Below are 23046 nucleotides of genomic sequence, written 5' to 3'. Positions count from 1 at the left end.
GCCGCCCCCCCCCCCCCCCCGTCTCGTCCTGCGCGGGGTGCCGCCCCGGATCATGCGCGTGCTGGCGGTGACCCGGCTCAACCGGGTGCTCACCGTCGAGGTTCACATGGCGGCGGTGGCCTGACACCGGCGGGCTCACGGCACGGAGTCCGGTACGGCGGGCTCACGGCACGGAGTCCGGTACGGCGGGCTCACGGCACGGAGTCCGGTACGGCGGGCTCACGTCACGAAGGACCGGTAGAAGATGTGCACGGCGGTGCTGATCAACTGCTCGACCGGGGGCGGGTCGTCGGCCAGCACCCACTCGATGAGCAGTTCCTGGATCGCGCCGATCATGCCCAGCGCCAGCAGGTGCTGATTGGCCTTGACCGCCTCCGGCAGGTCGAGGACGGCGGCCTCGATGATCTGGCTGAAGGCCGCCACGGCCTGCTGCCGTGACCGGGTGAGGCAGTCACCCGCCCGGCGCACCTCCAGATGCATGATCCGGGCGCGGCGCCTGTCCTCGGTGACGAAGCCGATGTATCCGGCGATGCCCGCCTCGACCCGGCTGAGCAGCGTGTCCGGCGCCTGGTCGATGGACTTGGCCACCGACAGCAGCGTCTCCTGCACGCATCTGTCGTGCACCGCCTGCAGCAGCTCGTTCCGGCCGGAGAAGCACTCGTAGAAGGCGCGGTTGGAGATGCGGGCCGCGGCGCACAGCTTCTCGATCGTGGTCTCCGGGAAACCGGGGTCGGAGTAGAGCGTGTATGCCGCGGCGATCAATCGCTCCCGGCGCTCCGCCAGCCGCTCCTCTGCTGACATTCCTCTGTATGATCGCCCATTCATGTCAAGTCTCCGTCTCCGTCGCGGGCTTGACAAATGCTCGCTTTATCACTTCCACCTCGTGATCCTGGCCCCCAGAATCCACCATTATGGGTGCAAGATCCTTTTTGCGGAAGAGTAAGTGTGCTATCGCTTGCGTCCTCCATGCAAGAAGGTGAGAAGCCTGACTAGCCAGTCAAGTTCCTGCTGTCGGCGAGTGAGCGGGGCGAGACTGTAAGCGGATGAGAGGGGTGGGGGCGGTCCGGATCGCCCCCGCCCGGACCGCCCTCGGCCAGGAGAGTCGATCATCGCCTACCGGGTGAGGAGTCCCCGGTCCAGCGCCGTGGTCACGGCGGCGGTGCGGTCGGAGACGCCGAGCTTGCCGAAGACGCGCAGCAGGTGGGTCTTGACCGTCGTCTCACTGATGAACAGGGCCTTGCCGATCTCCGCGTTGGTCAGCCCGTCGGCCACGAGGGAGAGCACCTCCGCCTCGCGCGGCGACAGCGACTGGCCCACCGGGGCCCGCATCCGGGTGACCAGCCGGGTCGCCACCGACGGCGACAGCACGGTCTCGCCCCGGGCCGCCGAGAAGATCGCGGCCAGCAGGTCGGCCCTGGAGGTGTCCTTCAGCAGGTATCCGGCGGCCCCCGCCTCGACCGCCCGCACGATGTCCTGATCGGTCTCGTAGGTGGTCAGCACGATCACCCTGCTCCCCGGCCGCTCGGCGAGGATGCGCGAGGTGGCGCTCACCCCGTCCCCGTCCGGCATGCGCAGGTCCATCAGGATCACGTCGGGCCGCAGCTCTCCGGAGCGCACGACCGCCTCGTCCCCCGACGCGGCCTCACCCACCACCGTGATCCCGGGGTCGGCCTCCAGCATCCCCCGCAGGCCCTCCCGGACCACCGGGTGGTCATCGACGATCATCAGACGCAGCACGTGTCACGCTCCCTGGTCGGGCCGGTCGGCGGGGAGGACGACCTCAAGGGTGGTGCCCCCGCCCGGAGAACTCGTCAGCCTGAGGGTGCCGCCCACCTGCTCCACGCGGGCGCGCATGCCAGGCAGACCGTACCCCCCGGTGTGGGCGGGGTCGAAGCCGCGGCCGTCGTCACGCACCTCCAGCGTCACGGTCTCCGGGCCGTAGGACGCCGAGACGTCCACCCGGCCCGCCGCCGCGTGCTTGCGCACGTTCGCCAGCGCCTCCTGGGCCGCCCGGATGAGCACCACCTCGACGGCCGGTGGCAGCGGGCGCGGCTCCCCGTGGACGGTGAAGGCGGCGGCGGTCCCCGTCTCCTCGCCGAGCCGGCCGGTCAGCCGCACCAGCGCCTCGTCCAGGGTGGAGCCGTTCAGCGGCGCCGGGCTGAGCGCGGCCACCAGTGCGCGGGCCTCGGCCAGGTTCTCGCGTGCCGTCTGTACGGCCAGCCGCAGGTGGCGGGCCGGGTCGGCCTGGGCCTCGGCCGCCTGGATCAGCATGATGATGCTGGTGAAGCCCTGGGCCAGGGTGTCGTGGATCTCCCCGGCCAGGCGTTCGCGTTCGGCCAGCGCCCCGCGCTCGGCCGAGAGCCTGGACACCTCGGCCCGCTGGGCCTCCAGCTCCTCGATGAGGGCGGCCCGTTCCTCGCTCTGCTCCATGATCCGTTCCATCCAGACACCGAACACGGCCGAGAAGAAGATCACGATCGTGATGACGGTCATGAAGTTGAACGAATCGGCCCCGGTCGCGCCGACCAGGAAGTGGACGGCCGGGCCGGCGTTCAACGCGATCACGACGATGATCGCCCACCTGGCCCGCAGGACGATGAACGCCTGCGGGCAGAGGCCGAAGAGGGCGAACGTCGTGGAGGACTCGATGAACGTCGCCGGGGTGAACAGGGCGACCACGACGACGAGGTAGGCCAGGCCCCGCCGCCGGTTCTCGGCCAGGATCGCCGGCCGGCCGAGCAGGAAGTAGACCGGGACGATCGCGGCCACGAGGCCGGCGGCGAGGTATCTCTCCAGGGGCGGGAGATCGCCCGTCAGGATGAACGGCGCGGGCAGGAGTGTCGCGACGACCAGGAGCAGCTCCCAGCCGCGCAGCGAGCGCCAGACGTGCGGCTCGGACGGGCCGGCGGGGCGCCCGAGCCGGACCGGCGGCCTCATCCGTCGCGGCGACTCTTCCAGCGGAACGTCACCAGGCACAGCACCAGCCCTCCGACGACCCAGGCTCCCAGGATGAGGGCGACCCGGCCGAGTTCGTACGATTTCGCGAGCTCCAGTGTGGCACCGGCGTCACCCAGGAAGACCGAGCGGAAACCCTGGCACATCCACTTGAGCGGGAAGATCGACGCGATGTTCACCAGCCAGGCCGGGAGCTGGGCGACGGGGATGAACACCCCGGAGATGAACTGCAGCACCACGAACGGCATGGCGATCACCGCGCTGGCGCTCTTGCCGGACCGGGGCAGGCTGCTGACCGCGATGCCGAGCAGGGAGGAGCCGAGCACTCCCAGCACGAACACCCAGGCGAAGGTCAGCCAGGTGGAGACCGCCGAGGGCAGCTCCAGGCCGAACAGCGCGACCCCGATGGCCAGCAGGATCACGACCTGGCAGGCGGAGATGACCAGGGTGTTGAGCGCCTTGCCGATGAAGTAGGAGGCGGCCGGCAGCGGCGTGCCCAGCAGCCGCTTGAGCGTGCCGTCGTCGCGGTCCATCGCGATGCCGATGCCCAGGTTCTGGAAGCCCGTCATCGCCGCCGAGCCGATCAGCCCGGCCACGTAGAGCTGGGAGACGCTGAGCCCGCTCACCCCCAGATCGCCCTCGAAGATCGACCCGAAGATCACCAGCAGGACGATCGGGAAGGCGAAGGTGAAGATGACCGCGTCTCTCTCGCGGAAGAACAGCCTGGTCTCCAGCGCCGCCCGCGACAGCCCCAGTCGTATCGCGGAAGGCTGCCTGGCCGCGAGGGCCGGGGAGGGGGCTCGGGTGACGGTCTTGCTCACGGAATGCTCACCTCGGGGGATCGATGAGGGCTGATGGGGGTGACGGCCGGCTCCCCGCCTGCCGCGTCGCGGTACGGGCGGGGGAGCGGCCGGACGGGGAGCCGGCGGACCGGGGACGCGGACCGGGGCGGGGGCCGGACGGAGAGTTCGGCGTGGCCCGGGGAGGGGCCGGGGGAGCTCGGTCCGGGAAGGGCCGGGCGGGAGGTCCGACGGACCGGCCGGACGCGGTCCGGGAAGGCCCGGCGGTCCGGGGAAGGGGCCGGACGTAGAGCTCGGGAAACCGTCCAGGGAGTTCGGCGCGGGCCGGGGTGTGGTCAGCGGGGATCTTCGACGAGCCGGAGGTACACATCCTCCAGGGAGGGGCGGGTCACGGTCAGCTCGGGCACCTCGCCGTCGAAGCGGCGGGTCAGCTCAAGCACGGTCCTGGTCGGGACATCGGTCTCCAGCACCCGGCGCTCACCCCCGTCGGACCAGCTCACCGTGGCCTTGGCGGTGGCACGGCCGCCCAGGGTCGCCGGCTCGCCCTCGGCCACGACGCGGCCCCTGGCGACCACCGCCACCCGGTCGGCCAGCGCCTCCGCCTCGTCCAGATAGTGGGTGGTCAGCACGATCGTGGTCCCCTGGTGGGCCAGGCCCTCGATCAGCTCCCAGAACTGCCGGCGCGCCTCGGGGTCGAACCCGGTGGTCGGCTCGTCGAGGAAGAGCAGCTCCGGGCCGCCGATCACCCCCAGCGCCACGTCGACCCGGCGCCGCTGGCCGCCGGAGAGCTGGCGGATCCGCTTGTCGGCCTTGTCGGTCAGGCCGACCTGCTCGATCACCTCGTCCGGGTCCTTGGGGTTGGGGTAGTAGCCCGCGAAGTGGCGTACGGTCTCCCGTACCGTCGCCTCGGCGACGTCGTTGGCCGTCTGCAGCACCACGCCGATCCGGGAGCGCCACTCGCGGGTCGGCCTGCCCGGGTCGGCGCCCAGGACGCTGACCTCTCCGGCGTCCCGGGTCCGGTAGCCCTCCATGATCTCCACCGTGGTGGACTTCCCTGCCCCGTTCGGGCCGAGGATCGCGAACACCTCGCCCGCGTTGATGTCGAGGTCGATGCCCCCGACCGCCTGCACGTCGCCGTAGCGCTTGGCCAGGCCCCGCACCGTCACCGCTGTCGTCATGTCTCAAGCGTCGTCCAGGCGCGGCTCGCGCGGCACCAACGACCGGTGGAACCCCCTGTCCTCCGTTCGGAGGACAGGGATCACGCCGCGGTGGACGGGGCCCGGCGCCGGGGCTGGAACAGGGCTGGAGATCTGGAACGGGGCCAGGAGCCCGGAACGGGGCTGGAACCTGGAACAACGGGGCTGGAACCTAGAACAGGGTGTCGTTGCGCTCGATGCCCCGCAGCTCGTCGTAGTCGAGGGTGACGCAGCGGATGCCGCGGTCCTCCGCGAGGGTCCTGGCCTGCGGCGCGATGGCCTGGGCGGCCAGGATGCCGGAGACCGGGGCGAGCAGGGGGTCGCGGTTCATCAGCTCCAGGTAGCGGGTGAGCTGCTCCACGGCGTCGATGCCCGCGCGGCGCTTGAGCTCCACGGCCACGGTCGCTCCAGCGTGGTCACGGCAGAGGATGTCCACCGGGCCGATCGCCGTCATGTATTCGCGGCGGACCAGCGTCCAGCCCGCGCCCAGCGTGGTGATGTGCTCGGCCAGCAGCTCCTGCAGGTGAGCCTCGACGCCGTCCTTGATCAGACCGGGGTCCACCCCCAGCTCGTGGCTGGAGTCGTGGATGATCTCCTCCATGGTGAGCACGAGCTTCTCACCGGTCTTGCCGTGGGTCACCGTCCAGGTGCCCTCCTCCTCGCGGAGCTTGCACGGCGGATTCATCCAGTTCAGTGGTTTGAAGGCCCGGTCGTCGGCGTGGATGGAGACCGAGCTGTCCGCCTTGATCAGGATCAGCCGGGGCGCCATCGGAAGATGCGCAGTGAGCTTTCCCACGTAATCCACGCTGCATCGCGCGATGACCAACCGCATGAGCGCCAACCCTACCGGTGAGATCCCGGTGCCGAGGGCCCAAGCCGGTTTTGGGGTGGGACAGGCACCTCTGGGAGACTGGGCCGCATGACGCGCAGCTTTGAGAAGGTCGGAGTGGTCGGGCTCGGCACGATGGGCGCGGGGATCGCCGAGGTGTTCGCCCGCGCGGGGCTCGCGGTCACCGGTGTGGAGGCCGACCCGGCGGCGCTGGAGCGGGGCCGGGGCCACCTGGAGGGCTCCACCGGAAGGGCCCTGGCCAAGGGGAAACTGAGCGAGGCCGGGCGTGCGGAGATCCTCGGCCGGGTGACCTTCACCACCTCCCTGGAGGACCTCGCCGACGCCGATCTGGTGATCGAGGCCATCCCCGAGGTCATGGAGTTCAAGCGCGCCCTGTTCACCGACCTCGACCGCATCTGCAAGCCGTCGGCGGTGCTCGCGACCAACACCTCCTCGCTCTCGGTCACCGAGATCGCGGCCACCACGACCCGGCCCGGTCAGGTCGTGGGCATGCACTTCTTCAACCCCGCGCCGATCATGAAGCTGGTCGAGGTCATCCGTACGGTGGCCACCGAGGACGGCCTGGCCGGGGAGGTGGCGGACCTCGCGCGCAGGCTCGGCAAGACCCCGGTGACCGTCGGCGACCGCGCCGGGTTCGTGGTCAACCGGCTGCTGCTGACCTACCTCAACCACGCCGCCACGCTGCTGGACGGCGGCCTGGCCACCCGCGACGACATCGACGTCGCGATGAAGGCCGGCGTCGGGCTGCCGATGGGCCCCTTCACCCTGCTCGACCTGATCGGCCTGGACACCTCCTACGAGGTGCTGTGCGTGCTGTTCCAGGAGAGCCGCGACCGCCGCCACGCCCCCGCGCCGATCCTGCGCGAGCTGGTCACCGCCGGCCTGCTCGGCCGCAAGTCCGGCGGCGGCTTCTACCGGGGCGAGGAGCCCGGCGGGCCGCCGGCGGACAAACCGTCGGTGAACTCGGTGGCGGTGCTGGGCGAGGGGGCTCAGGAGCTCGCCGACAGGCTCTCCGCCGCCGGGTTCAAGTCCGCCTCCACGGAGGACGCCGACGTGGTCGTCGCGCTGTCGCGCACCCCCGTGGTCGAGCTGGCCGCGGGGCTGCCGCGCCCCGAGCGCCTGGTCGGCCTGCACCTGGTCGGCGACAAGGTCGCCGAGGTCGCCTCCACGGTGCTCACCTCGCCCGAGGCCGCGCGCGCCGTGGAGGGCCTGGTGCGGATCGCCGGCCGGACCCCGGTGCCGTGCAAGGACCGGGCCGAGTTCGTGGTGGACGCGCTCCTCTACCCGTATCTGAACGACGCCGTGCGGATGTACGACTCCGGCTACGCGAGCGTCGAGGACATCGACGCGGCCATGAGGCTGGGCTGCGGCTACCCCGCCGGGCCGTTCGAGATGCTCGACGAGCTGGGGCTGGAGACCGTCCGCGACGGGCTGCGCGCCCTCTACGCCGAGTATCGCGAGCCGTCCCTGGCCCCGGCGCCACTGCTCGACCAGCTCGTCACGGCCGGGGTGCGGAGCATCCGCGACCTGCCATGAGCCCTCGCAGAGCCCGCCGGATGAGCCCCTTCGACCGGGGCGGCAGCCGCAGTTCCTCCTCCCGCCCGGTCGGCGGGTCCGTGCCCGGGGTCGACCAGGTCGAGGAGTGGCCCGACGGCGACTGGCACGTGCGCCGGGTCACCGGCGCCGGAGCGGACAAGGTCTACCGCTGCCCCGGCTGCGACCAGGAGATCAGGTCCGGCCTGCCGCACCTGGTGAGCTGGCCGGCCTGGGCGGGCGGGGAGAACGAGCGCAGGCACTGGCACACCGCGTGCTGGCGCAACCGGGTCAAGCGCGGCCCCGGCCGGACCCGATACTGACGACGATCGCGTGGCGCCCGTCCCCGGACCCCGGTCCACCGGCGCCCGCTCACGAGATGGAGTGGGATACATGGAGATCCGGGCCTCTACGGTGCTGCCCGCGCGCAGGGAGCCGATCGAGCTGCACACGGCCGACGGGCTGACCCTCGTCGGCGAGCTGGCCCTGCCGGCCGACCGGCCCCCGGTGGCCACGCTGATCTGCCTGCACCCGCTGCCCACGCACGGCGGCATGATGGACAGCCACCTCTACAAGAAGGCCGCCAACCGGCTGCCCGCGCTGGCGGACCTGGCCGTGCTGCGGTTCAACACGCGCGGCACGACCTCCGACCGGGGCACCTCCCAGGGCGCCTTCGGCAAGGGGGAGCAGGAGGGGCTCGACGTCGCCGCCGCGCTGGAGTACGCCGAGTTCCACGACCTGCCGCGGGTCTGGCTGGTCGGCTGGTCGTTCGGCACCGAGCTGGTGCTCAAATGGGGTCACGACCCGCTCGTGGAGGGGGCCGTCCTCCTCTCCCCGCCGCTGCACCGGGCCACCGACGCCGACCTCGACGTGTGGGCGGAGTTCGGCCGGCCGCTGACCGTGCTGGTCCCCGAGTTCGACGACTACCTGCAGCCGGACAAGGCCCGGGAGCGCTTCGCCCGGGTCCCCCAGGCCGAGGTCATCGGGGTGGACGGCGCCAAGCACCTGTGGGTCGGCGAGCCGTACGTGCGGATCGTCCTGAACGAGATCGTCCGGCGGGTGAACCCGGCCGTCCACCCCCTCCCCACGGAGGTCGCCGGCCCGTAGGGTCCCGCCCGGCCCCCGGCGGCGGAGCCCGCGCCCACGGCCCCGGGGGCGGGGAGGCGGCCCGCCGGGCCGCAGGGGCCCCGCCCGGTCCTTGACGGTGGAGTCAGCGCGCCATCACAACCCGTTGTGAATCAAGGGGTGCCAGATCGCCGGTCCGCGATTACGGTGGACTGCGTGCACCTGTACACGCGATCGGCGGGCGAGGGACTTCCGGTCGTCCTCCTGCACGCCTTCCCTCTGTCATCGGCCATGTGGCTGGCCCAGCGCGAGGGGCTGAGCGCCGTCTGCAAGGTCATCACCCCCGACCTGCGCGGTTTCGGCGGCTCGGTGCTGGGCGACGACGCCCCCTCCCTCGACGTGATGGCCGACGACGTCGTGCGCCTGCTCGATCACGAGGGCGTCGACCGGGCCGTCGTCGGCGGGCTGTCCATGGGCGGCTACGTGACGATGGCGCTGTGCCGCCGGCACCCCGACCGGGTGCTGGGGGTGGTCCTCGCCGACACCAAGGCGGCCGCCGATGCCGAGGCGGCCAGGGCCAACCGCGAGCGCATCGCCGCCGCCGTGCTCGACGGCGGCACCTCGATCCTGGTGGAGGAGGTGCTCCCGTCGCTGCTGGGGGTGACGACCGCGCGGCGCAGGGCGATGGTGTCCGGCCGGGTGCGCGGGCTGGTCCAGTCGGCCCCGCCGAAGGCCGTGGCCTGGGCGCAGCGGGCCATGGCGGCCCGTTCCGACTCCCTCGACACCCTGCGCGGGCTCAAGGAACCCGCGCTGGTGATCGTCGGGGAGGAGGACCTGCTCACCCCGCTCGCCGACGCCGAGACGATGGTCGAGGCCGTGCCGGACGGGCGGCTGGCCGTGATCGAGAAGGCGGGCCACCTGAGCGCGATCGAGCAGCCCGAGGCGTTCAACCGCGCGGTGGCCGGCTTCATAGCCGGGCTTGCCGGGGGAGCACCACCTCGCGGATGATCAGCGCGATCGCCGCGGCCACCGGGATGGCCAGCAGCGCTCCGACGATGCCGAGCAGCGCGCCGCCGAACAGCGCGGCGATCACGGTGACCGCCGGGGCCACGTCCACCGAGCGCTTCATCACGCGCGGATAGACCAGATAGTTCTCCACCTGCTGGTAGACCAGGAAGAAGATCCCGCAGGCGATGCCCAGCGTCCCCGACTGCAGCAGCGCCACCACGCTCACCAGCACCGCGCCGATCGTCGCGCCGACCAGCGGGATCAGGTCGGTGACCGCCACGACCAGGGCGAGCGCCAGGGCGTACTCGACGCCCAGGACGCCGAGGAACACCCAGCTGACCACGCCGGCGATCACCGAGATCAGCAGGTTGCCGGCCACGTAGCCGCCGATGCCGCTGATGATCTCGTCGCCGAGCGCCCGGGTCCGCTCCCTGCGGCTGCTCGGCACGAGCCGGAAGAGGTAGTCCTTGATCGAGGGCAGCGAGCCGAGGAAGTACAGCGTCAGGACCAGCAGCGTGACCCCGGAGAAGAACGCGTTGAACACCACGGCGCCGGCGCCGACCAGGCCGCCGGCCACCGTCGTGGCGAGGCCGCCGCCGGTGATGAAGTCCCCCGCCCGGGTCAGGATCTGGTAGTCGCTGTCGAGCTCCTTGAGCGTGGGGTTGGTGAGCAGTTCCTGCATGTAGCCGGGGACCGCGCCGATGAACGCGGTGATCTCCTGGCTCACCGGCGGGACGATCGCGAGCCCGAAGAGCACGAAGAACATGATCACCGCGCCGAAGACGATCGTGATCGCCCCGCGGCGGGCCAGCCGGTGCCGCTGCAGCGCCTCGACGGCCGGGTTCAGTCCCAGGGCGAGGAACATCGCCACCACGACCAGGACGATCACGCTGCGCGAGGTGACCAGGGCCTGGGCCAGCGCCCACGCGGTCAGCAGGCCCATGCCGGCGGTCAGGCCGATCAGGAAGGGGTTCTTGGCCAGCGGCTTACCCGGCCGGCCGTACGGCGCCGCGTGCTCCTCCAGGGCCTCCGGGGAGGTGCGAGGTCCCGGCGCGGGCGCCGCGGGGACGTCGGCTGTCTGGGACGCTTCGGGCACGGCTGCTCCTAGCTCAGGGGTGCGCGCGAGCGCGCCGCGGGGTGCGCGGAGCCGCGCGGGACGGCGGAAAGACAGAAGGAGAGCCTAGCGACCCGAAGGTCGCCAGGCTCTCCCGTAGCCGTCGTCAACGCCCCGATCCGGTGGTGCCTACTCCTGCCACCACTCCGCGTCGTCGTCCTTCGTCTCGGCCTTGGCCGGGGCGGGCGCGGGAGCCGGGCTCTCGCTGCCGTTGGCCGCGGGGATGGCCGGCTTGGCCGGGGCCGCGGCGATCGCGGGCTCCGGCTCGGAGGCCGGGAGCGGCGCGCCGCCGAGCAGCTGGCGGAGCTGGGCGAGGTGGCTGGTGATGCTGTCGCGCTGGCGGGTCAGCTCGTCGACCTGGCGCTGGGCCACCGAGCGGGTCCGCTCGGACTCGGTCTTGGCGTCGGAGACGATCGACTCGGCGCTCGCCTTGGCCTCGGCGACGAGCTGGTCGGCGTTCTTGCGCGCGTTGGCGAGCAGCTGCTTGGCGTGGGTGTCGGCCTCGCGCCGGGTCTGCTCGGCCTGCTGGGTGGCCTTGGTGGCGCGCTGCTCGGCGGTGGCCGCGCGCTGCTCCGCCTCGGAGACCAGCTTCTGCGTGTTGGCCTGCGCGGTGGCGTGGCGCTCGGCCTCCTGGCGCTCGGCCTCCTCGCGGCGGGCGGCGAGCTGGATCTCGAACTCGGCCTCGTCCTGGGCGCGCTTGGCCTCGGACTCCTCCAGGACCCGCTGGGCCTGGGCGCGCATCTCGTCGGCCTGGCGCTTGGCGGTGGTGAGGACCTCGTCGCGCTCGCGCTTGGTCGAGGCGCGGAGCTGGGCGACCTCGCGCTCGGTGGTGGTGCGCAGCTTGGCGATCTCGCGCTCGGCGTCGGCGCGCTTCTCGGCCACCTCGTGGTCGGCGGTGGCCCGCAGCTTGGCGACCTCGCGCTCGGTGGTGGCGGTCAGCTCGTCGGCCTCCCGGCGGGCGGTCGAGCGGATCTCCTCGGCCTCGCGCTCGGCGGTGGTGCGCATGTCGTCGGCCTCGCGGGTGGCGAGGGCGCGCTTCTCGGCCGCCTCGTTCTCCGCCGCGGCGCGCAGGTCGGCGGCGTCGACCTTGGACGCGGCCTTGATCTCGTTCGCCTCCGACCGGGCGGCCTGGACCAGCTCGGTGGCCTGCTCCTCGGCGAGGCGGAGCAGCTGCTCGATCCGCGCCCCCAGGCCGGAGTAGGTCGGGCGCTCCTGCTCCTGCAACTGACGCTGGGAGTCGGACAGATCTCGCTGCAGGCCCTGAACCTGCTCCCGGGCCTGGCGCAGCTCGTTGTCGACCTGCTTCAGATGGTCGTGAACCTGGTGCCGGTCATAGCCACGGAGCACCACGTCGAATTCCCGAGCGGGGGCGTCTTCAAAGAAGTTGTTGAGCTGGGCGTCGATGTCGGACTGCATGGAGGCTCGATCCTGGGTTGTCGAGACGGCTACACGGGCCGGACGGGGGATTTCGGACATCCGAGGCGGGAGCCGTGGCGGGATCCACGTCCGGTGATAGGCCAGCGTACTCTGGTGTTGCCGTGTTGGCGGTCTCCTCCGACTTTCTGCGCGATTTGTTACGTATGAGCCTTTCTTGCATTTGACAGAACGCTCGATCAGTGGTTATGGCCTTGGTCAGTGGGTCGGGCCTGAACGAGTTCTGTCAGCATTCCTCCCACATCCTTGGGATGCAAGAAAGCGATGGAAGAGCCCATCGAGCCGTGCCGGGGCTTCTCGTCGAGCAGTCTGACGCCCCTGCCGCCGATCTCCCCCATGGCCTCGGTCACATCCGGGACACCGAACGCGACGTGGTGCACCCCCTCCCCGCGCTTGGCGAGGAATTTGCCGACCGGCGTGTCGGGGGAGAGCGGTTCGAGGAGCTGGATGTAGGAGCCGCCGCCGTCGCCGTCGGCGACGTGCAGCATCGCCTCCTTGACGCCCTGCTCCTCGTTGATCTCGCGCGCCACCACCGTCAGTTCGAAGATCCGTTCGAAGAGCGCGATCTTCTCCTCGAGGTCGTGACAGGCGATTGCCACATGGTCGATACGCATGAACATAGGGCCGGCCTCCATAGCGGTCGCTCAGGTGCTCATGGGTATGGTGGCAAAGTCGCCCCAAGTCCCGCCAGGGAGGCCCCTTTTATGTCTGCTTCCGTCATCGTCGCCGGAGCTCGCACCCCCATCGGCCGGCTGCTCGGCTCGCTGGCCGGCCTGTCGGCCGTCGAGCTCGGCGGCATCGCCATCAAGGCGGCGCTGGAGCGCTCCGGCGTCGCTCCCGAAGCCGTGCAGTACGTGATCATGGGCCAGGTGCTCCAGGCCGGAGCGGGCCAGATCCCCTCCCGCCAGGCCGCCGTCAAGGCCGGGATCCCGATGTCCGTGCCGTCGCTGACGATCAACAAGGTCTGCCTGTCCGGGCTGGACGCCATCGCCCTGGCCGACCAGCTCATCAGGGCGGGCGAGTTCGACATCGTGGTCGCCGGCGGCATGGAGTCCATGTCGAACGCCCCGCACCTGCTGCCCGGCCTGCGCCGGGGGGTGAAGTACGGCGGCGCCGACATCGTGGACTCGATGGCCTTCGACGGCCTGACCGACGCCTACGACCAGGTGTCCATGGGCGAGTCCACCGAGCGGCACAACGCGCGCCTGGGCCTGACCCGCGAGGAGCAGGACGCCTTCTCCGCCCGCTCCCACGAGCTCGCCGCCGCCGCGATCAAGAACGGCGTGCTCGACGACGAGATCGTCCCGGTGTCGATCCCGCAGCGCAAGGGGGAGCCGCTGGTCTTCGCCGCCGACGAGGGCGTGCGCGGCGACACCACGGTCGAGACCCTGGGGCGGCTGCGGCCGGCCTTCAGCAAGGACGGCACCATCACCGCCGGTTCGGCCTCGCAGATCTCCGACGGCGCCTGCGCGGTGGTCGTGATGTCCAAGGCCAAGGCCGAGGAGCTGGGCCTCGACTGGCTGGCGGAGATCGGCGCGCACGGCAACGTGGCCGGGCCCGACAACTCGCTCCAGTCCCAGCCCGCCAACGCGATCAAGCACGCCCTCGGCAAGCAGGGCCTCTCGGCCGACGACCTCGACCTGCTGGAGATCAACGAGGCCTTCGCCCAGGTCGTCCTCCAGTCGGCCAAGGAGCTCGGCGTGCCGCTCGACAAGGTCAACGTCAACGGCGGCGGCATCGCGGTCGGCCATCCGATCGGCGCCTCCGGCGCCCGCATCGTCCTCACCCTCGCCCACGAGCTCAAGCGCCGGGGCGGTGGGCTCGGCGCCGCCGGCCTGTGCGGCGGCGGCGGCCAGGGCGACGCGCTGATCATCCGCGTCCCCTCGGCCTGACCGCGGAGGGATCCGACGTGGCCGCGCCGGACGAGCGGTCCCCGGCCGGGGACGCCTCCGGCACGGCCGCCCGGGGCGCGCCGTCACCGGCGGCTCGGGGTCCCGGGCCGCCCGCTCGGGGCGCGCCGTCACCGACCGCACGGGACCGGCGGCCCCCGGCCGCGGGGAGTCCTGCCGCGGCCGCCCGGGGCGCGCCGGCGCCCGCCTTGGACGTCCCCGATCTGGTGGCGCGGGCGCGGGAGGGCCGGCCCCGCGCGGTGGCCAGGCTGATCTCCATGGTGGAGAACGGCTCGCCCCGGCTCCGGGAGATCACCGCGGAGCTCTGCGCGGACCGGCCGTCCCGGGCCCGGGTCATCGGGCTCACCGGTGCCCCCGGGGTGGGCAAGTCCACCTCCACCGGGATGCTGATCCAGGCGTTCCGCAGGCGGGGCATGAGGGTCGGCGTGCTCGCGGTGGACCCGTCCTCGCCGTTCACCGGCGGGGCGCTGCTCGGCGACCGGGTCCGCATGCAGGAGCACGCCACCGACCCGGAGGTGTTCATCCGGTCGATGGCCGGCCGCGGCCACCTCGGCGGCCTGGCCTGGGCCACGCCCCAGGCGCTGCGCGTCCTGGAGACCGCCGGGTGCGAGGTCGTCCTCATCGAGACCGTCGGGGTCGGCCAGGCCGAGGTGGACATCGCCTCACTGGCCGACACCACCGTCGTGCTGCTCGCCCCGGGCATGGGCGACGGCGTCCAGGCGGCCAAGGCGGGCATCCTGGAGATCGCGGACGTGTTCGTGGTGAACAAGGCCGACCGCGAGGGCGCCCAGGCGGCCGTCCGCGAGCTCCGCAACATGGTCGCCCTGGCCGGACGGGCCTGGCGGCCGCCGATCGTGCCGGCCGTGGCCGTCCGGGGCGAGGGCGCCGAGGAGGTGGTCGCCGCCCTCGACGGGCACCTGGCCTATCTTGAGAGCTCCGGTGAGCTGGGCCGCCGGCGCCATGCCAGGGCCTGCGCCGAGATCGAGGCCATCGCCCTGGCCGCCCTCCGCTCCCGTTCCGCCCACCTCCACGGGGACCGGCGCCTGGACGCCCTCGCCACCCGTGTCCTGGAGGCCGGCCTCGATCCCTACCGGGCCGCCGACGAGCTGCTGGCGGCCGTCGGCTGACGCCGGGCGGTCAGGGCTCGTCGGCGAACTTGACGGTCACCTTCTCGAAGCCGAGGGTGGTCAGCATGCCCCGGAGCATGTTCTTGGTGTTCTGGTCGGCGCGGTTGCGCAGGTCGCTGGCCTGGGCGGCCTCGGCGATCTTCTTCTCGGCGAGCACGTAGAGCTCCTGCTGGTCGGCCGGGGAGGAGGACAGGAAGTCCTCGACCCGGTCGAACAGGCCGCGCTGCTGGGCGTAGACGTAGGAGCGCTTGTTGTCGAGGTTGGGCTTTTCGAGCTGGGCGCGCGGCAGCTTGACCGTGACCTCCTTGCGGTCGGGCGAGACGGTCAGCGCGCCCGTGGCGAGGCCGCCGAAGTCGACGTAGGCGTCGACGCCGCCCGCCCCGACGAAGAGCGTCCGGCTGCCCTTGACGGCGTCGGGCAGGAAGGCGGCGTCCTTCTCCAGGTCCACGACGACCTGGAAGTTGCCGGTGGCCGCCTCGAAGCGGCTCAGGTCGTGAATGGACTGCAGCAGCACGGGCTGGCTGCGGTCGACCGTGGTCCCGCCGAACGGGTCCAGCCAGGACCAGGCCAGGCGGGCGCCCACGACGAGGAGCGCGACGGCGACGAGGAGCCCGGCGAGGAAGCGCCAGCCACGCCGGCGAGGCGCGGAGGGGACCTCGGGCGGTGCTTCTGTAGGGGCTTTCACAGCGGTCTCCTTCCCTCGGCGGCCGCTTTCTCACGCCGAGCCTATGCTGATCTTGTCAGCCCCGCGGCCGTGTCTCCGTCCGCGGTCTCTCGGCGGGGGCCTCCCCCGGGAGGGCCGGCGGGACCGGGGCGGCGGAGGGCACGGCGGCGGGCGCCTGGTAGGAGGGCTCGGCCTGCGGGACCGGCAGGCCCTGACCGTTCTGGCCGATCTGCTCCGGCCGCGTGGGCCCGCCTGTCTGCCAGGTCTCTCCCATCTGCCCGCCGAAGTGAGTGCTCTGCAGCCGGCAGCCGACGAAGTCGGAGTAGTACAGCCGCAGCCAGTCCCGCCGCTGGGCGTCGGTGAGGCCGGAGAACCAGGCGGCGGCGTACTGGTGCTCGGGGAGCGGCCCGCTGGGCAGCGGCTTGCCGCGCAGCCACGCGGACACGATGTCGCGGTATCCGCCGGCCGGGGTGCCGTCGCAGTCTTCGGCCAGGCTCTCGACGAACTCGTCGGCCGCCTCGTCGGCGAAGCCGGCGGCCAGGTCGTCGACGTGGATCGGGGCCGCGCCAGGTGGCAGGGAGACGTCCTCGCGCCGGGGATGCTGCTCCAGCCGGGAGAACTCACCGGGCGTCCCCGCCAGCCGGGATGCGATCTTGACGAACGCGGAGCCGAGTTCGGGCAGCCCGGTGCGCATCCCCGGATGCACGCAGACCATGATCGGCCATTCCTGGCAGCTGTAGACCACCCGCTGGGCGGAGATCGTCGTCGGCTCGCTGAGCAGGCGGGCCACTCCGGTCCCGGCGGCCAGCACCGCCAGCAGCGCGGCGGCCAGCACGAGCGACTGCCGGGTCACGACCGCGGCCCAGCCGAGCAGCAGCGCGGCGCTGACGCCCAGCAGCCAGAGCGTCTGGTCGGTCAGGGCGGCGGCGCTGAGCCCCCGGAAGGGGTCGTAGGGCTCCTGCGTGGTGGGGGCGAGCCGGTCGGCCCAGGTCGCGCCCTGGGCCAGCCAGGTGAACAGGCCGTAGCAGCCGAGCCCGGCGAGCACCGGCGTGATCGTCCACGGCAGCAGCCAGCCGGTCACCCAGCCGATGGCGACGTACAGCGCCAGCCCGGCCACGCCCATGACCAGGCCGCTGGGCAGCAGCCGTCCCGCCTGCTCGGTGAGCATGGCCCGGACCGCCAGGACCAGCAGCGTCGCGGTGAAGGCGCCGCCGACCGCCACCAGGACCGCCAGCGGCGCGCGCACCGCCTGCCAGGTCGTCAGCGACCGCCGGCCGGTCCCGCGCCGCCTGCGCACCGCCACCCAGGCGGCGAACGCCGCGGCCACGGGGCCGGTGACGCGGAGCGAGCCGATCACCGCGACGATGATGTTCTCCCACGCGCTGACACCGGGAATGAGGACGCTCCACGCCGCGGCCACACCAAGCACGAGCAGGACGGCGACCGCCACCATTGCGCTCTGCTGGAGTTCTTCGCGTGAAACGCCCCTGTTCTCACGCACCGGCGCGCGTGGAGCGGGTCCACGCCGTGCCGGCTGAGCAGAAGCCCGTGCGGCGTCCGCACGCCATTGAGTTGTCGTTCATCAAGCAACCCCCCGTGCCGTGAATGCGGCCGCCGGTCCCCTCGGCGACCGATCCGGTCTGCATCCCCCGCAGGCCGGAGCGAGTCCGCGCTGCCACTTGGCCACGCCCTCACCATTCGATGTGGGAACCATAACTGAGCGTGACGTTTGGCGCCCGGGTTCTTGGTGAAGCCGTCAATCCGGTGACTCTACGTATATGGGCGAACCGGGATGAGGCCGCGCTACCGTAGCCCTGTGGCTACAGGTCAGCTGAATCTGCCGTTCGACCCCATCGAGCGCGCCGCGGAGACGTGGCGTGTTCACTTCGGGCCGTCTTCGGCCATGGCCGCCGTCACGTCGATCATGAGAGCGCACCAGATCCTGCTCTCGCAACTGGACACGCTACTTAAACCGCATGACTTGACCTTTGCCCGGTACGAGGCACTGGTTTTGCTGACGTTCAGCAAGACGGGAGCGTTGCCGCTGTCCACGATCGGCGAGCGGCTGATGGTGCATCCCACCAGCGTGACGAACACCGTGGACCGGCTGGAGCGGGCCGGGCTGGTCCGCCGCATGCGCAACCCCCGGGACGGCCGGGGGGTGCTGGCGGAGATCACCGACGGGGGCCGGGAGGTCGTGGACCGGGCGACCGCCGATCTGATGGGCGCCGATTTCGCCATGACCATGTACGGCGAGGCGGAGCTGGAGCAGATGTTCGGGCTGCTCAGGACCTTGCGGGTGGCCGCGGGGGATTTCGAGGGCTGACCGGCGGAGCCGTACGGCCGGGGCGGTCCGGCGGTCCGGCGCCCGCGCCGGCCGTACGGTGGCCCATGTTGGCCGTACGGTGGCTCATGCCGGCCGCACAGCGGCCCGCGCCGGCCGTACGGTGGCCCGCGCCCGCCGGGAATTAATAGGGCGTCCTAGTATTTTCTGTGAGGCCACACGCCGGACAGGAGCCGCGAGCCGTACAGGGGGGCTGGCCATGGACGCCGGGGAGATCGAGGCGGGGCGGGCGCGCTGGCAGGCGCGGTTCGACGGGGCCCGCACGCGCGGATCCGGGTTCCGGACCCTCTCCGGCCTCGACGTCGCGCCGGTCTACGGGCCCACCGGCGACGACCCGCGCATGGAGCGCATCGGCTGGCCGGGGGAGTATCCCTTCACCCGGGGCCTGCACTCCACCGGCTACCGGGGCAGGACGTGGACCATCCGGCAGTTCGCCGGGTTCGGCAACGCCCGGCAGACCAACGAGCGCTACCGGATGATCCTCGGCGCGGGCGGCGGCGGGCTGAGCGTGGCCTTCGACATGCCGACGCTGATGGGCCGCGACTCCGACGACCCGCGCTCGCTCGGCGAGGTCGGCCACTGCGGCGTGGCGATCGACTCCGCGCTGGACATGGACCTGCTCTTCGACGGGATCCCGCTCGGCGACGTCACCACCTCCATGACGATCAGCGGCCCGGCCGCCCCGATCTTCTGCATGTACGTCGTGGCCGCCGAGCGGCAGGGGGTGCCGGCCGCCCGGCTCAACGGGACGCTCCAGACCGACATCTTCAAGGAGTACATCGCGCAGAAGGAGTGGCTGTTCGCCCCCGGGCCGCACCTGCGGCTGATCGGCGACCTGATGGAGTTCTGCGCCGCCGGCGTCCCGGCCTACAAGCCGCTCAGCGTGTCCGGCTACCACATCCGCGAGGCCGGCTCCACGGCGGCGCAGGAGCTGGCCTTCACCCTGGCCGACGGGTTCGGCTACGTGGAGCTCGGCCTGTCGCGGGGGCTGGACGTCGACGTCTTCGCCCCGGGCCTGTCCTTCTTCTTCGACGCGCACATCGACTTCTTCGAGGAGATCGCCAAGTTCCGGGCCGCCCGGCGGATCTGGGCGAGGTGGCTGCGCGACGTCTACGGGGCCAGGACCGACAGGGCGCAGTGGCTGCGCTTCCACACCCAGACCGCGGGGGTGTCGCTGACCGCGCAGCAGCCGTACAACAACGTGGTGCGCACCGCGGTCGAGGCGCTCGCGGCCGTGCTCGGCGGCACCAACTCGCTGCACACCAACGCGCTGGACGAGGTCCTGGCGCTGCCCTCGGAGAAGGCCGCCGAGATCGCGCTGCGCACCCAGCAGGTGATCATGGAGGAGACCGAGGTCGTCAACGTCGCCGACCCGCTCGGCGGATCCTGGTACGTGGAGGCGCTGACCGACCGGCTGGAGGCCGAGGCCGAGGCGATCTTCGCGAGGATCCGGGACATGGGGCACGACGGGTCGATGACCTCGGGGATCCTGCGCGGCATCGAGGACGGCTGGTTCGTGTCCGAGATCGCCGAGGCCGCCTTCGGCTACCAGCGCAAACTGGAGAAGGGGGACAAGCGGATCGTCGGGGTCAACTGCCACGCGGCCACCGTCGAGGAGCCGCTGGAGATCCTGCGCGTCGGCCACGAGGTCGAACGTGAGCAGAACCGCGTCCTCGCCGCCCGCCGCGCCGCCCGCGACCGGGAGGCCGTGGACGGCGCGCTGGCCGCGCTGGCCCGGACCGCCAGGGGGGAGGGCAACCTCATCCCGCCCATGCTCGACGCGGCCCGCGCCGAGGCCACGCTGGGGGAGATCTGCGGCGTGCTCCGGGACGAATGGGGCGTATACCTGGAGCCCGCCCGCTTCTAGCGGTGGGGAGTCGGCGCAGTAATCGGGATACGGCAGGATTGGAGGTATGAGCCCAGCGGACTTCACTCGACCCGGATCGCTCTACGGTGCCGTGGACCTCGGCGCGCGCAAGCAGGCGCTGGACGCGCAGGCGCGGCGGGAGGCCGCGGCGCAGGAGAGCGGCGGCACCCCGGTGCAGGTCGTCTACGTCGATGACGCCAACTTCGCGACGGAAGTCGTCGAACGCTCCATGAACAGCCTCGTGCTGCTGGAGCTCACGGTGACCCGCGCGGAGCAGGCGAAAGAATACAGTTTGCTGCTGGAGAAGCTCGCCGCCGAGAACGCCGGCAGGTGGGTCCTCGCCCGTGTGGACGTCGAGGCCAGCCCGCAGATCGCACAGGCGCTCCGGGTGCAGAACGTGCCCGCCCTGTACGCCATCTTCCAGGGTCAGCCGGTGGCGGTCGCCCCCGGCATCGCCACCGAGCCGCAGCTGCGTGACTGGCTGTCGCAGCTCATGGAGGCCCTGGCCCAATACCTCCCGCCGGACACCGGGGAGGCCCAGGCCGAGGAGCGGCCGCAGGAGCCTCCGGCCGACCCGGACGTGGTCGCCGCCGAGCAGGCCATCGACGCCGGCGACCTCGACGCGGCCGTGGCCGCCTACGAGCGGCTGCTGGCCCGTTCCCCCAACAACGAGGACGCCAAGCTGGGCCTGGCCGGGCTCGGGCTGATCCGGCGGACCCAGGACGTCGACCCGGCCGAGGTGCAGGGCCGGCTGGCCGACCCCGCCGACATCGACGCCCAGCTCCTGGCCGCCGACTTCGAGATGCTCGCCGGTGACGTGGACACGGCCTTCGACCGGCTCATCGGGGTGGTCCGGCGAACCTCGGGCGACGAGCGCGACAAGGTCAGGATGCATCTGCTCGGCCTCTTCGACGCCCTTCCGGGCGACGACCCGTCGATCGGGCGCGCCCGCAGGAACCTGGCGAGCGCACTGTTCTAAATACTGGTTTTTGTTCTGAATGCCCCACTTTGGGGGCATGAACAGGACATGCGGGTCGTCACCATCTCCGCGACGTACGGCACCGCCGGCAGCGTGATCGGGCCGGCGGTGGCCGGGCGCCTGGGTGTCCCCTTCATGGACCGGGCGATCCCCAGCGCGGTGGCCGACGAGCTCGGCTGCACGCTGGAGGAGGCGCTCGCCCATGACGACCGGGCCGAGCACGGGCTCGGCCGACTGCTGGCGGAGGCCATGCGGCTGCCGACGGTCTCCTTCGGCGGCGTGGACATGTATCTCCCGGGGAACATGCCCCTGCCCGCCGAGGACTTCGTCGCCCACACCGAGAGGGTGATCAGGCAGACCGCGCGGGGTCAGGGCGGGGTGATCCTCGGCAGGGCCGGGGCGCTGGTCCTGGCCGACCACCCCGGCGCGCTGCACGTGCGGCTGGACGCCCCCGCCGGACGCCGGGTGATCCAGACCGCGACCCTGACCGGGGTGACCGAGCGCCAGGCGCGCAGGATCGTGGAGGACAACGACCGGGCGCGGGCCGCCTACGTCCGTCATTTCTACCGGGCCGACCCGGCCTCCCCGCTCCACTACCACCTGGTGCTGGACAGCACGAGCATCCCGATCGACACGTGCGTGGAGCTGATTGTGACCGCATCGACAGCGCTGAGCTGAACAAGCCCGGCACGGACACCCGTCTGGGGGTGGCACCATGGAGGCATCCCAACCAAGTCAGTCGCAAAGGAGCGGATTGACTGTGGCCACCGTGCCGAGTGTGTCGTACTCCATCACCGTGCGCCTGGAGGTGCCGGCGGGTGGTAAGGCCGTCAGCCAGCTCACCCACGCCGTAGAGTCCGCGGGAGGTGTGGTCACCGCGCTGGACGTGACCACCGCGGGCCACGAGACATTGCGCATCGACGTGACCTGCGCCGCGCGTGACACCGACCATGCCCAGGCGATCGTGGACAAGCTCGACGTGGTCGAGGGCGTCGTCATCCACAAGGTCTCCGACCGCACCTTCCTCATGCATCTCGGCGGCAAGATCGAGATGAAGTCGAAGGTGCCGCTGCGCAACCGTGACGAGCTGTCCATGGCCTACACGCCCGGTGTCGCCCGGGTCTCCATGGCCATCGCCCGCAACCCCGAGGACGCCCGCCGCCTGACCATCAAGCGCAACAGCGTCGCCGTGGTCACCGACGGCTCGGCCGTGCTGGGCCTGGGCAACATCGGCCCGGCCGCCGCGCTGCCCGTCATGGAGGGCAAGGCCGCGCTGTTCAAGCGGTTCGCCGACATCGACGCCTGGCCGATCTGTCTCGACACCCAGGACGTCGACGAGATCGTCCGCACCGTCCAGGTCCTCGCACCCGGATTCGGCGGCATCAACCTGGAGGACATCTCGGCGCCGCGCTGCTTCGAGGTGGAGCGGCGGCTGCGTGACCTGCTGGACATCCCGGTCTTCCACGACGACCAGCACGGCACCGCGATCTGCGTGCTCGCCGCGCTCACCAACGCGCTGCGGGTGGTGGGCAAGGAGCTGAGCCAGGTCCGCATCGCCCTGGCCGGCGCCGGCGCCGCCGGCACGGCCGTGCTGCGCCTGCTGCTGGCGGCCGGCGCGCACAACGTCGTCGTCTGCGACTACCTGGGCGCCGTGCACGGCGGCCGTGACGACCTGGACGACTCGCTGCGGTGGATCGCCGACCACACCAACGCCGAGGGCTACTCCGGAGACCTGCGCGGCGCGGTCAAGGGCGCCGACGTGTTCATCGGCGTCTCCGCCCCCGGCATCCTCAACGGCGACGACATCGCCACGATGGCCGACGGCGCGGTGGTCTTCGCGCTGGCCAACCCCGAGCCCGAGGTCTCGCCCGACGACGCCCGCGAGCACGCCGCCGTGGTCGCCACCGGCCGTTCGGACTATCCCAACCAGATCAACAACGTGCTGGCCTTCCCCGGTGTCTTCCGCGGTCTGCTCGACGCCCAGGCCAACCTGGTCACCCAGGAGATGCTGCTGGCGGCGGCCAGGGCGCTGGCCGCCGTGGTCACCGACGAGGAGCTCGGCCCCAACTACATCATCCCGAGCGTGTTCCACGCCGATGTGGCGGGCGCCGTCGCGGCGGCCGTGCGCGAGTCGGCCGGCGGCCGGGCGCGCAGCGGCCTGACCGAGGCCTGACGGTCCGTGACGCGGGACGGCCCGGAC

22 protein-coding genes are annotated in these 23046 nt (G+C 71.9%); 11 read left to right on the top strand and 11 right to left on the bottom strand.

What is annotated here, in order from left to right; translation table 11 throughout:
- Positions 1–219: 219 nt before the first annotated feature.
- The 6 genes from ACWDS7_RS29555 to nucS all read right to left on the bottom strand — a co-directional run bounded on the left by ACWDS7_RS29555 (position 220) and on the right by nucS (position 5783).
- Complete coding sequence (locus ACWDS7_RS29555; protein ID WP_451931918.1) at positions 220–801, bottom strand: TetR/AcrR family transcriptional regulator; 582 nt, start codon at positions 799–801, stop codon at positions 220–222.
- Positions 802–1113: 312 nt separating this feature from the next.
- Entirely contained in the window at positions 1114–1737 is a 624-nt protein-coding gene (locus ACWDS7_RS29550; protein ID WP_451931917.1) for a response regulator, read from the bottom strand.
- Between the two features lie 3 nt (positions 1738–1740).
- Positions 1741–2937: a sensor histidine kinase gene (locus ACWDS7_RS29545; protein WP_451931916.1), complete on the bottom strand. Its 1197-nt coding sequence runs from the start codon at positions 2935–2937 to the stop codon at positions 1741–1743.
- Positions 2934–3776, bottom strand: coding sequence for an ABC transporter permease (locus ACWDS7_RS29540; protein WP_451931915.1), 843 nt, complete (start codon positions 3774–3776; stop codon positions 2934–2936). The genes ACWDS7_RS29545 and ACWDS7_RS29540 overlap by 4 nt, the downstream gene beginning before the upstream one ends.
- A 314-nt stretch (positions 3777–4090) precedes the next feature.
- Positions 4091–4933, bottom strand: a complete 843-nt coding sequence (locus tag ACWDS7_RS29535; RefSeq protein WP_451931914.1) for an ABC transporter ATP-binding protein — start codon at positions 4931–4933, stop codon at positions 4091–4093.
- 190 nt (positions 4934–5123) lie between these two features.
- The gene (gene nucS, locus ACWDS7_RS29530; protein ID WP_306856436.1) at positions 5124–5783 is read right to left on the bottom strand and encodes an endonuclease NucS; all 660 of its coding nucleotides are present in this window, start codon (positions 5781–5783) and stop codon (positions 5124–5126) included.
- Positions 5784–5870: 87 nt separating this feature from the next.
- Between nucS and ACWDS7_RS29525 the strand changes: the two genes are divergently transcribed.
- The 4 genes from ACWDS7_RS29525 (at position 5871) to ACWDS7_RS29510 (ending at position 9407) form a co-directional block, all read left to right on the top strand.
- Complete coding sequence (locus ACWDS7_RS29525; RefSeq protein WP_451931913.1) at positions 5871–7337, top strand: 3-hydroxyacyl-CoA dehydrogenase family protein; 1467 nt, start codon at positions 5871–5873, stop codon at positions 7335–7337.
- A gap of 20 nt (positions 7338–7357) precedes the next feature.
- Positions 7358–7657, top strand: a complete 300-nt coding sequence (locus ACWDS7_RS29520) for an ATP/GTP-binding protein (protein WP_451931912.1) — start codon at positions 7358–7360, stop codon at positions 7655–7657.
- A gap of 70 nt (positions 7658–7727) precedes the next feature.
- On the top strand, positions 7728–8441 hold the full coding sequence (locus ACWDS7_RS29515; RefSeq protein ID WP_451931911.1) for an alpha/beta hydrolase: 714 nt from the start codon (positions 7728–7730) through the stop codon (positions 8439–8441).
- Positions 8442–8615: 174 nt separating this feature from the next.
- Positions 8616–9407, top strand: coding sequence for an alpha/beta fold hydrolase (locus ACWDS7_RS29510; protein WP_306856441.1), 792 nt, complete (start codon positions 8616–8618; stop codon positions 9405–9407).
- Here the strand turns inward: ACWDS7_RS29510 and ACWDS7_RS29505 are convergent.
- The 3 genes from ACWDS7_RS29505 to mce all read right to left on the bottom strand — a co-directional run bounded on the left by ACWDS7_RS29505 (position 9367) and on the right by mce (position 12575).
- Complete coding sequence (locus ACWDS7_RS29505; RefSeq protein ID WP_451931910.1) at positions 9367–10503, bottom strand: AI-2E family transporter; 1137 nt, start codon at positions 10501–10503, stop codon at positions 9367–9369. The two genes, ACWDS7_RS29510 and ACWDS7_RS29505, sit on opposite strands and share 41 nt — an antisense overlap.
- 147 nt (positions 10504–10650) lie before the next feature.
- Entirely contained in the window at positions 10651–11937 is a 1287-nt protein-coding gene (locus ACWDS7_RS29500) for a DivIVA domain-containing protein (RefSeq protein ID WP_306856443.1), read from the bottom strand.
- A gap of 197 nt (positions 11938–12134) precedes the next feature.
- On the bottom strand, positions 12135–12575 hold the full coding sequence (gene mce / locus ACWDS7_RS29495) for a methylmalonyl-CoA epimerase (protein ID WP_451931909.1): 441 nt from the start codon (positions 12573–12575) through the stop codon (positions 12135–12137).
- Between the two features lie 84 nt (positions 12576–12659).
- Between mce and ACWDS7_RS29490 the strand changes: the two genes are divergently transcribed.
- Positions 12660–13847 (top strand): acetyl-CoA C-acetyltransferase, encoded by a 1188-nt coding sequence (locus tag ACWDS7_RS29490; protein WP_306856447.1) that lies wholly within the window; start codon positions 12660–12662, stop codon positions 13845–13847.
- Positions 13848–14053: 206 nt separating this feature from the next.
- The gene (gene meaB, locus ACWDS7_RS29485) at positions 14054–14992 is read left to right on the top strand and encodes a methylmalonyl Co-A mutase-associated GTPase MeaB (protein ID WP_451931908.1); all 939 of its coding nucleotides are present in this window, start codon (positions 14054–14056) and stop codon (positions 14990–14992) included.
- Between the two features lie 10 nt (positions 14993–15002).
- On the opposite strand, the gene ACWDS7_RS29480 is transcribed toward meaB, so the two are convergent.
- Positions 15003–15677 (bottom strand): DUF4230 domain-containing protein, encoded by a 675-nt coding sequence (locus tag ACWDS7_RS29480; protein WP_306856450.1) that lies wholly within the window; start codon positions 15675–15677, stop codon positions 15003–15005.
- Between the two features lie 55 nt (positions 15678–15732).
- A complete protein-coding gene (locus ACWDS7_RS29475) occupies positions 15733–17109 on the bottom strand; it encodes a hypothetical protein (RefSeq protein ID WP_451931907.1) in 1377 nt (458 codons plus the stop codon).
- Between the two features lie 339 nt (positions 17110–17448).
- On the opposite strand from ACWDS7_RS29475, the gene ACWDS7_RS29470 reads away from it, so the two are divergent.
- From ACWDS7_RS29470 to ACWDS7_RS29450, 5 genes are all read left to right on the top strand, one after another.
- Entirely contained in the window at positions 17449–17982 is a 534-nt protein-coding gene (locus ACWDS7_RS29470; RefSeq protein ID WP_306856453.1) for a MarR family winged helix-turn-helix transcriptional regulator, read from the top strand.
- 217 nt (positions 17983–18199) lie between these two features.
- Positions 18200–19867 carry an acyl-CoA mutase large subunit family protein gene (locus tag ACWDS7_RS29465; protein WP_451931906.1) on the top strand — a complete coding sequence of 556 codons (1668 nt, stop codon included), beginning with the start codon at positions 18200–18202 and terminating at the stop codon, positions 19865–19867.
- A gap of 46 nt (positions 19868–19913) precedes the next feature.
- Complete coding sequence (locus tag ACWDS7_RS29460) at positions 19914–20846, top strand: tetratricopeptide repeat protein (RefSeq protein ID WP_306856456.1); 933 nt, start codon at positions 19914–19916, stop codon at positions 20844–20846.
- A gap of 48 nt (positions 20847–20894) precedes the next feature.
- On the top strand, positions 20895–21524 hold the full coding sequence (locus tag ACWDS7_RS29455; protein ID WP_451931905.1) for a cytidylate kinase-like family protein: 630 nt from the start codon (positions 20895–20897) through the stop codon (positions 21522–21524).
- Between the two features lie 82 nt (positions 21525–21606).
- Entirely contained in the window at positions 21607–23019 is a 1413-nt protein-coding gene (locus tag ACWDS7_RS29450; protein WP_306858529.1) for an NAD-dependent malic enzyme, read from the top strand.
- Positions 23020–23046 lie beyond the last annotated feature (27 nt).

It is taken from the genome of Streptosporangium sp. NPDC003464, from assembly GCF_053588315.1.
Note: the sequence above shows the minus strand (reverse complement) of the source record. Positions and strands in the feature narration are given on the sequence as shown.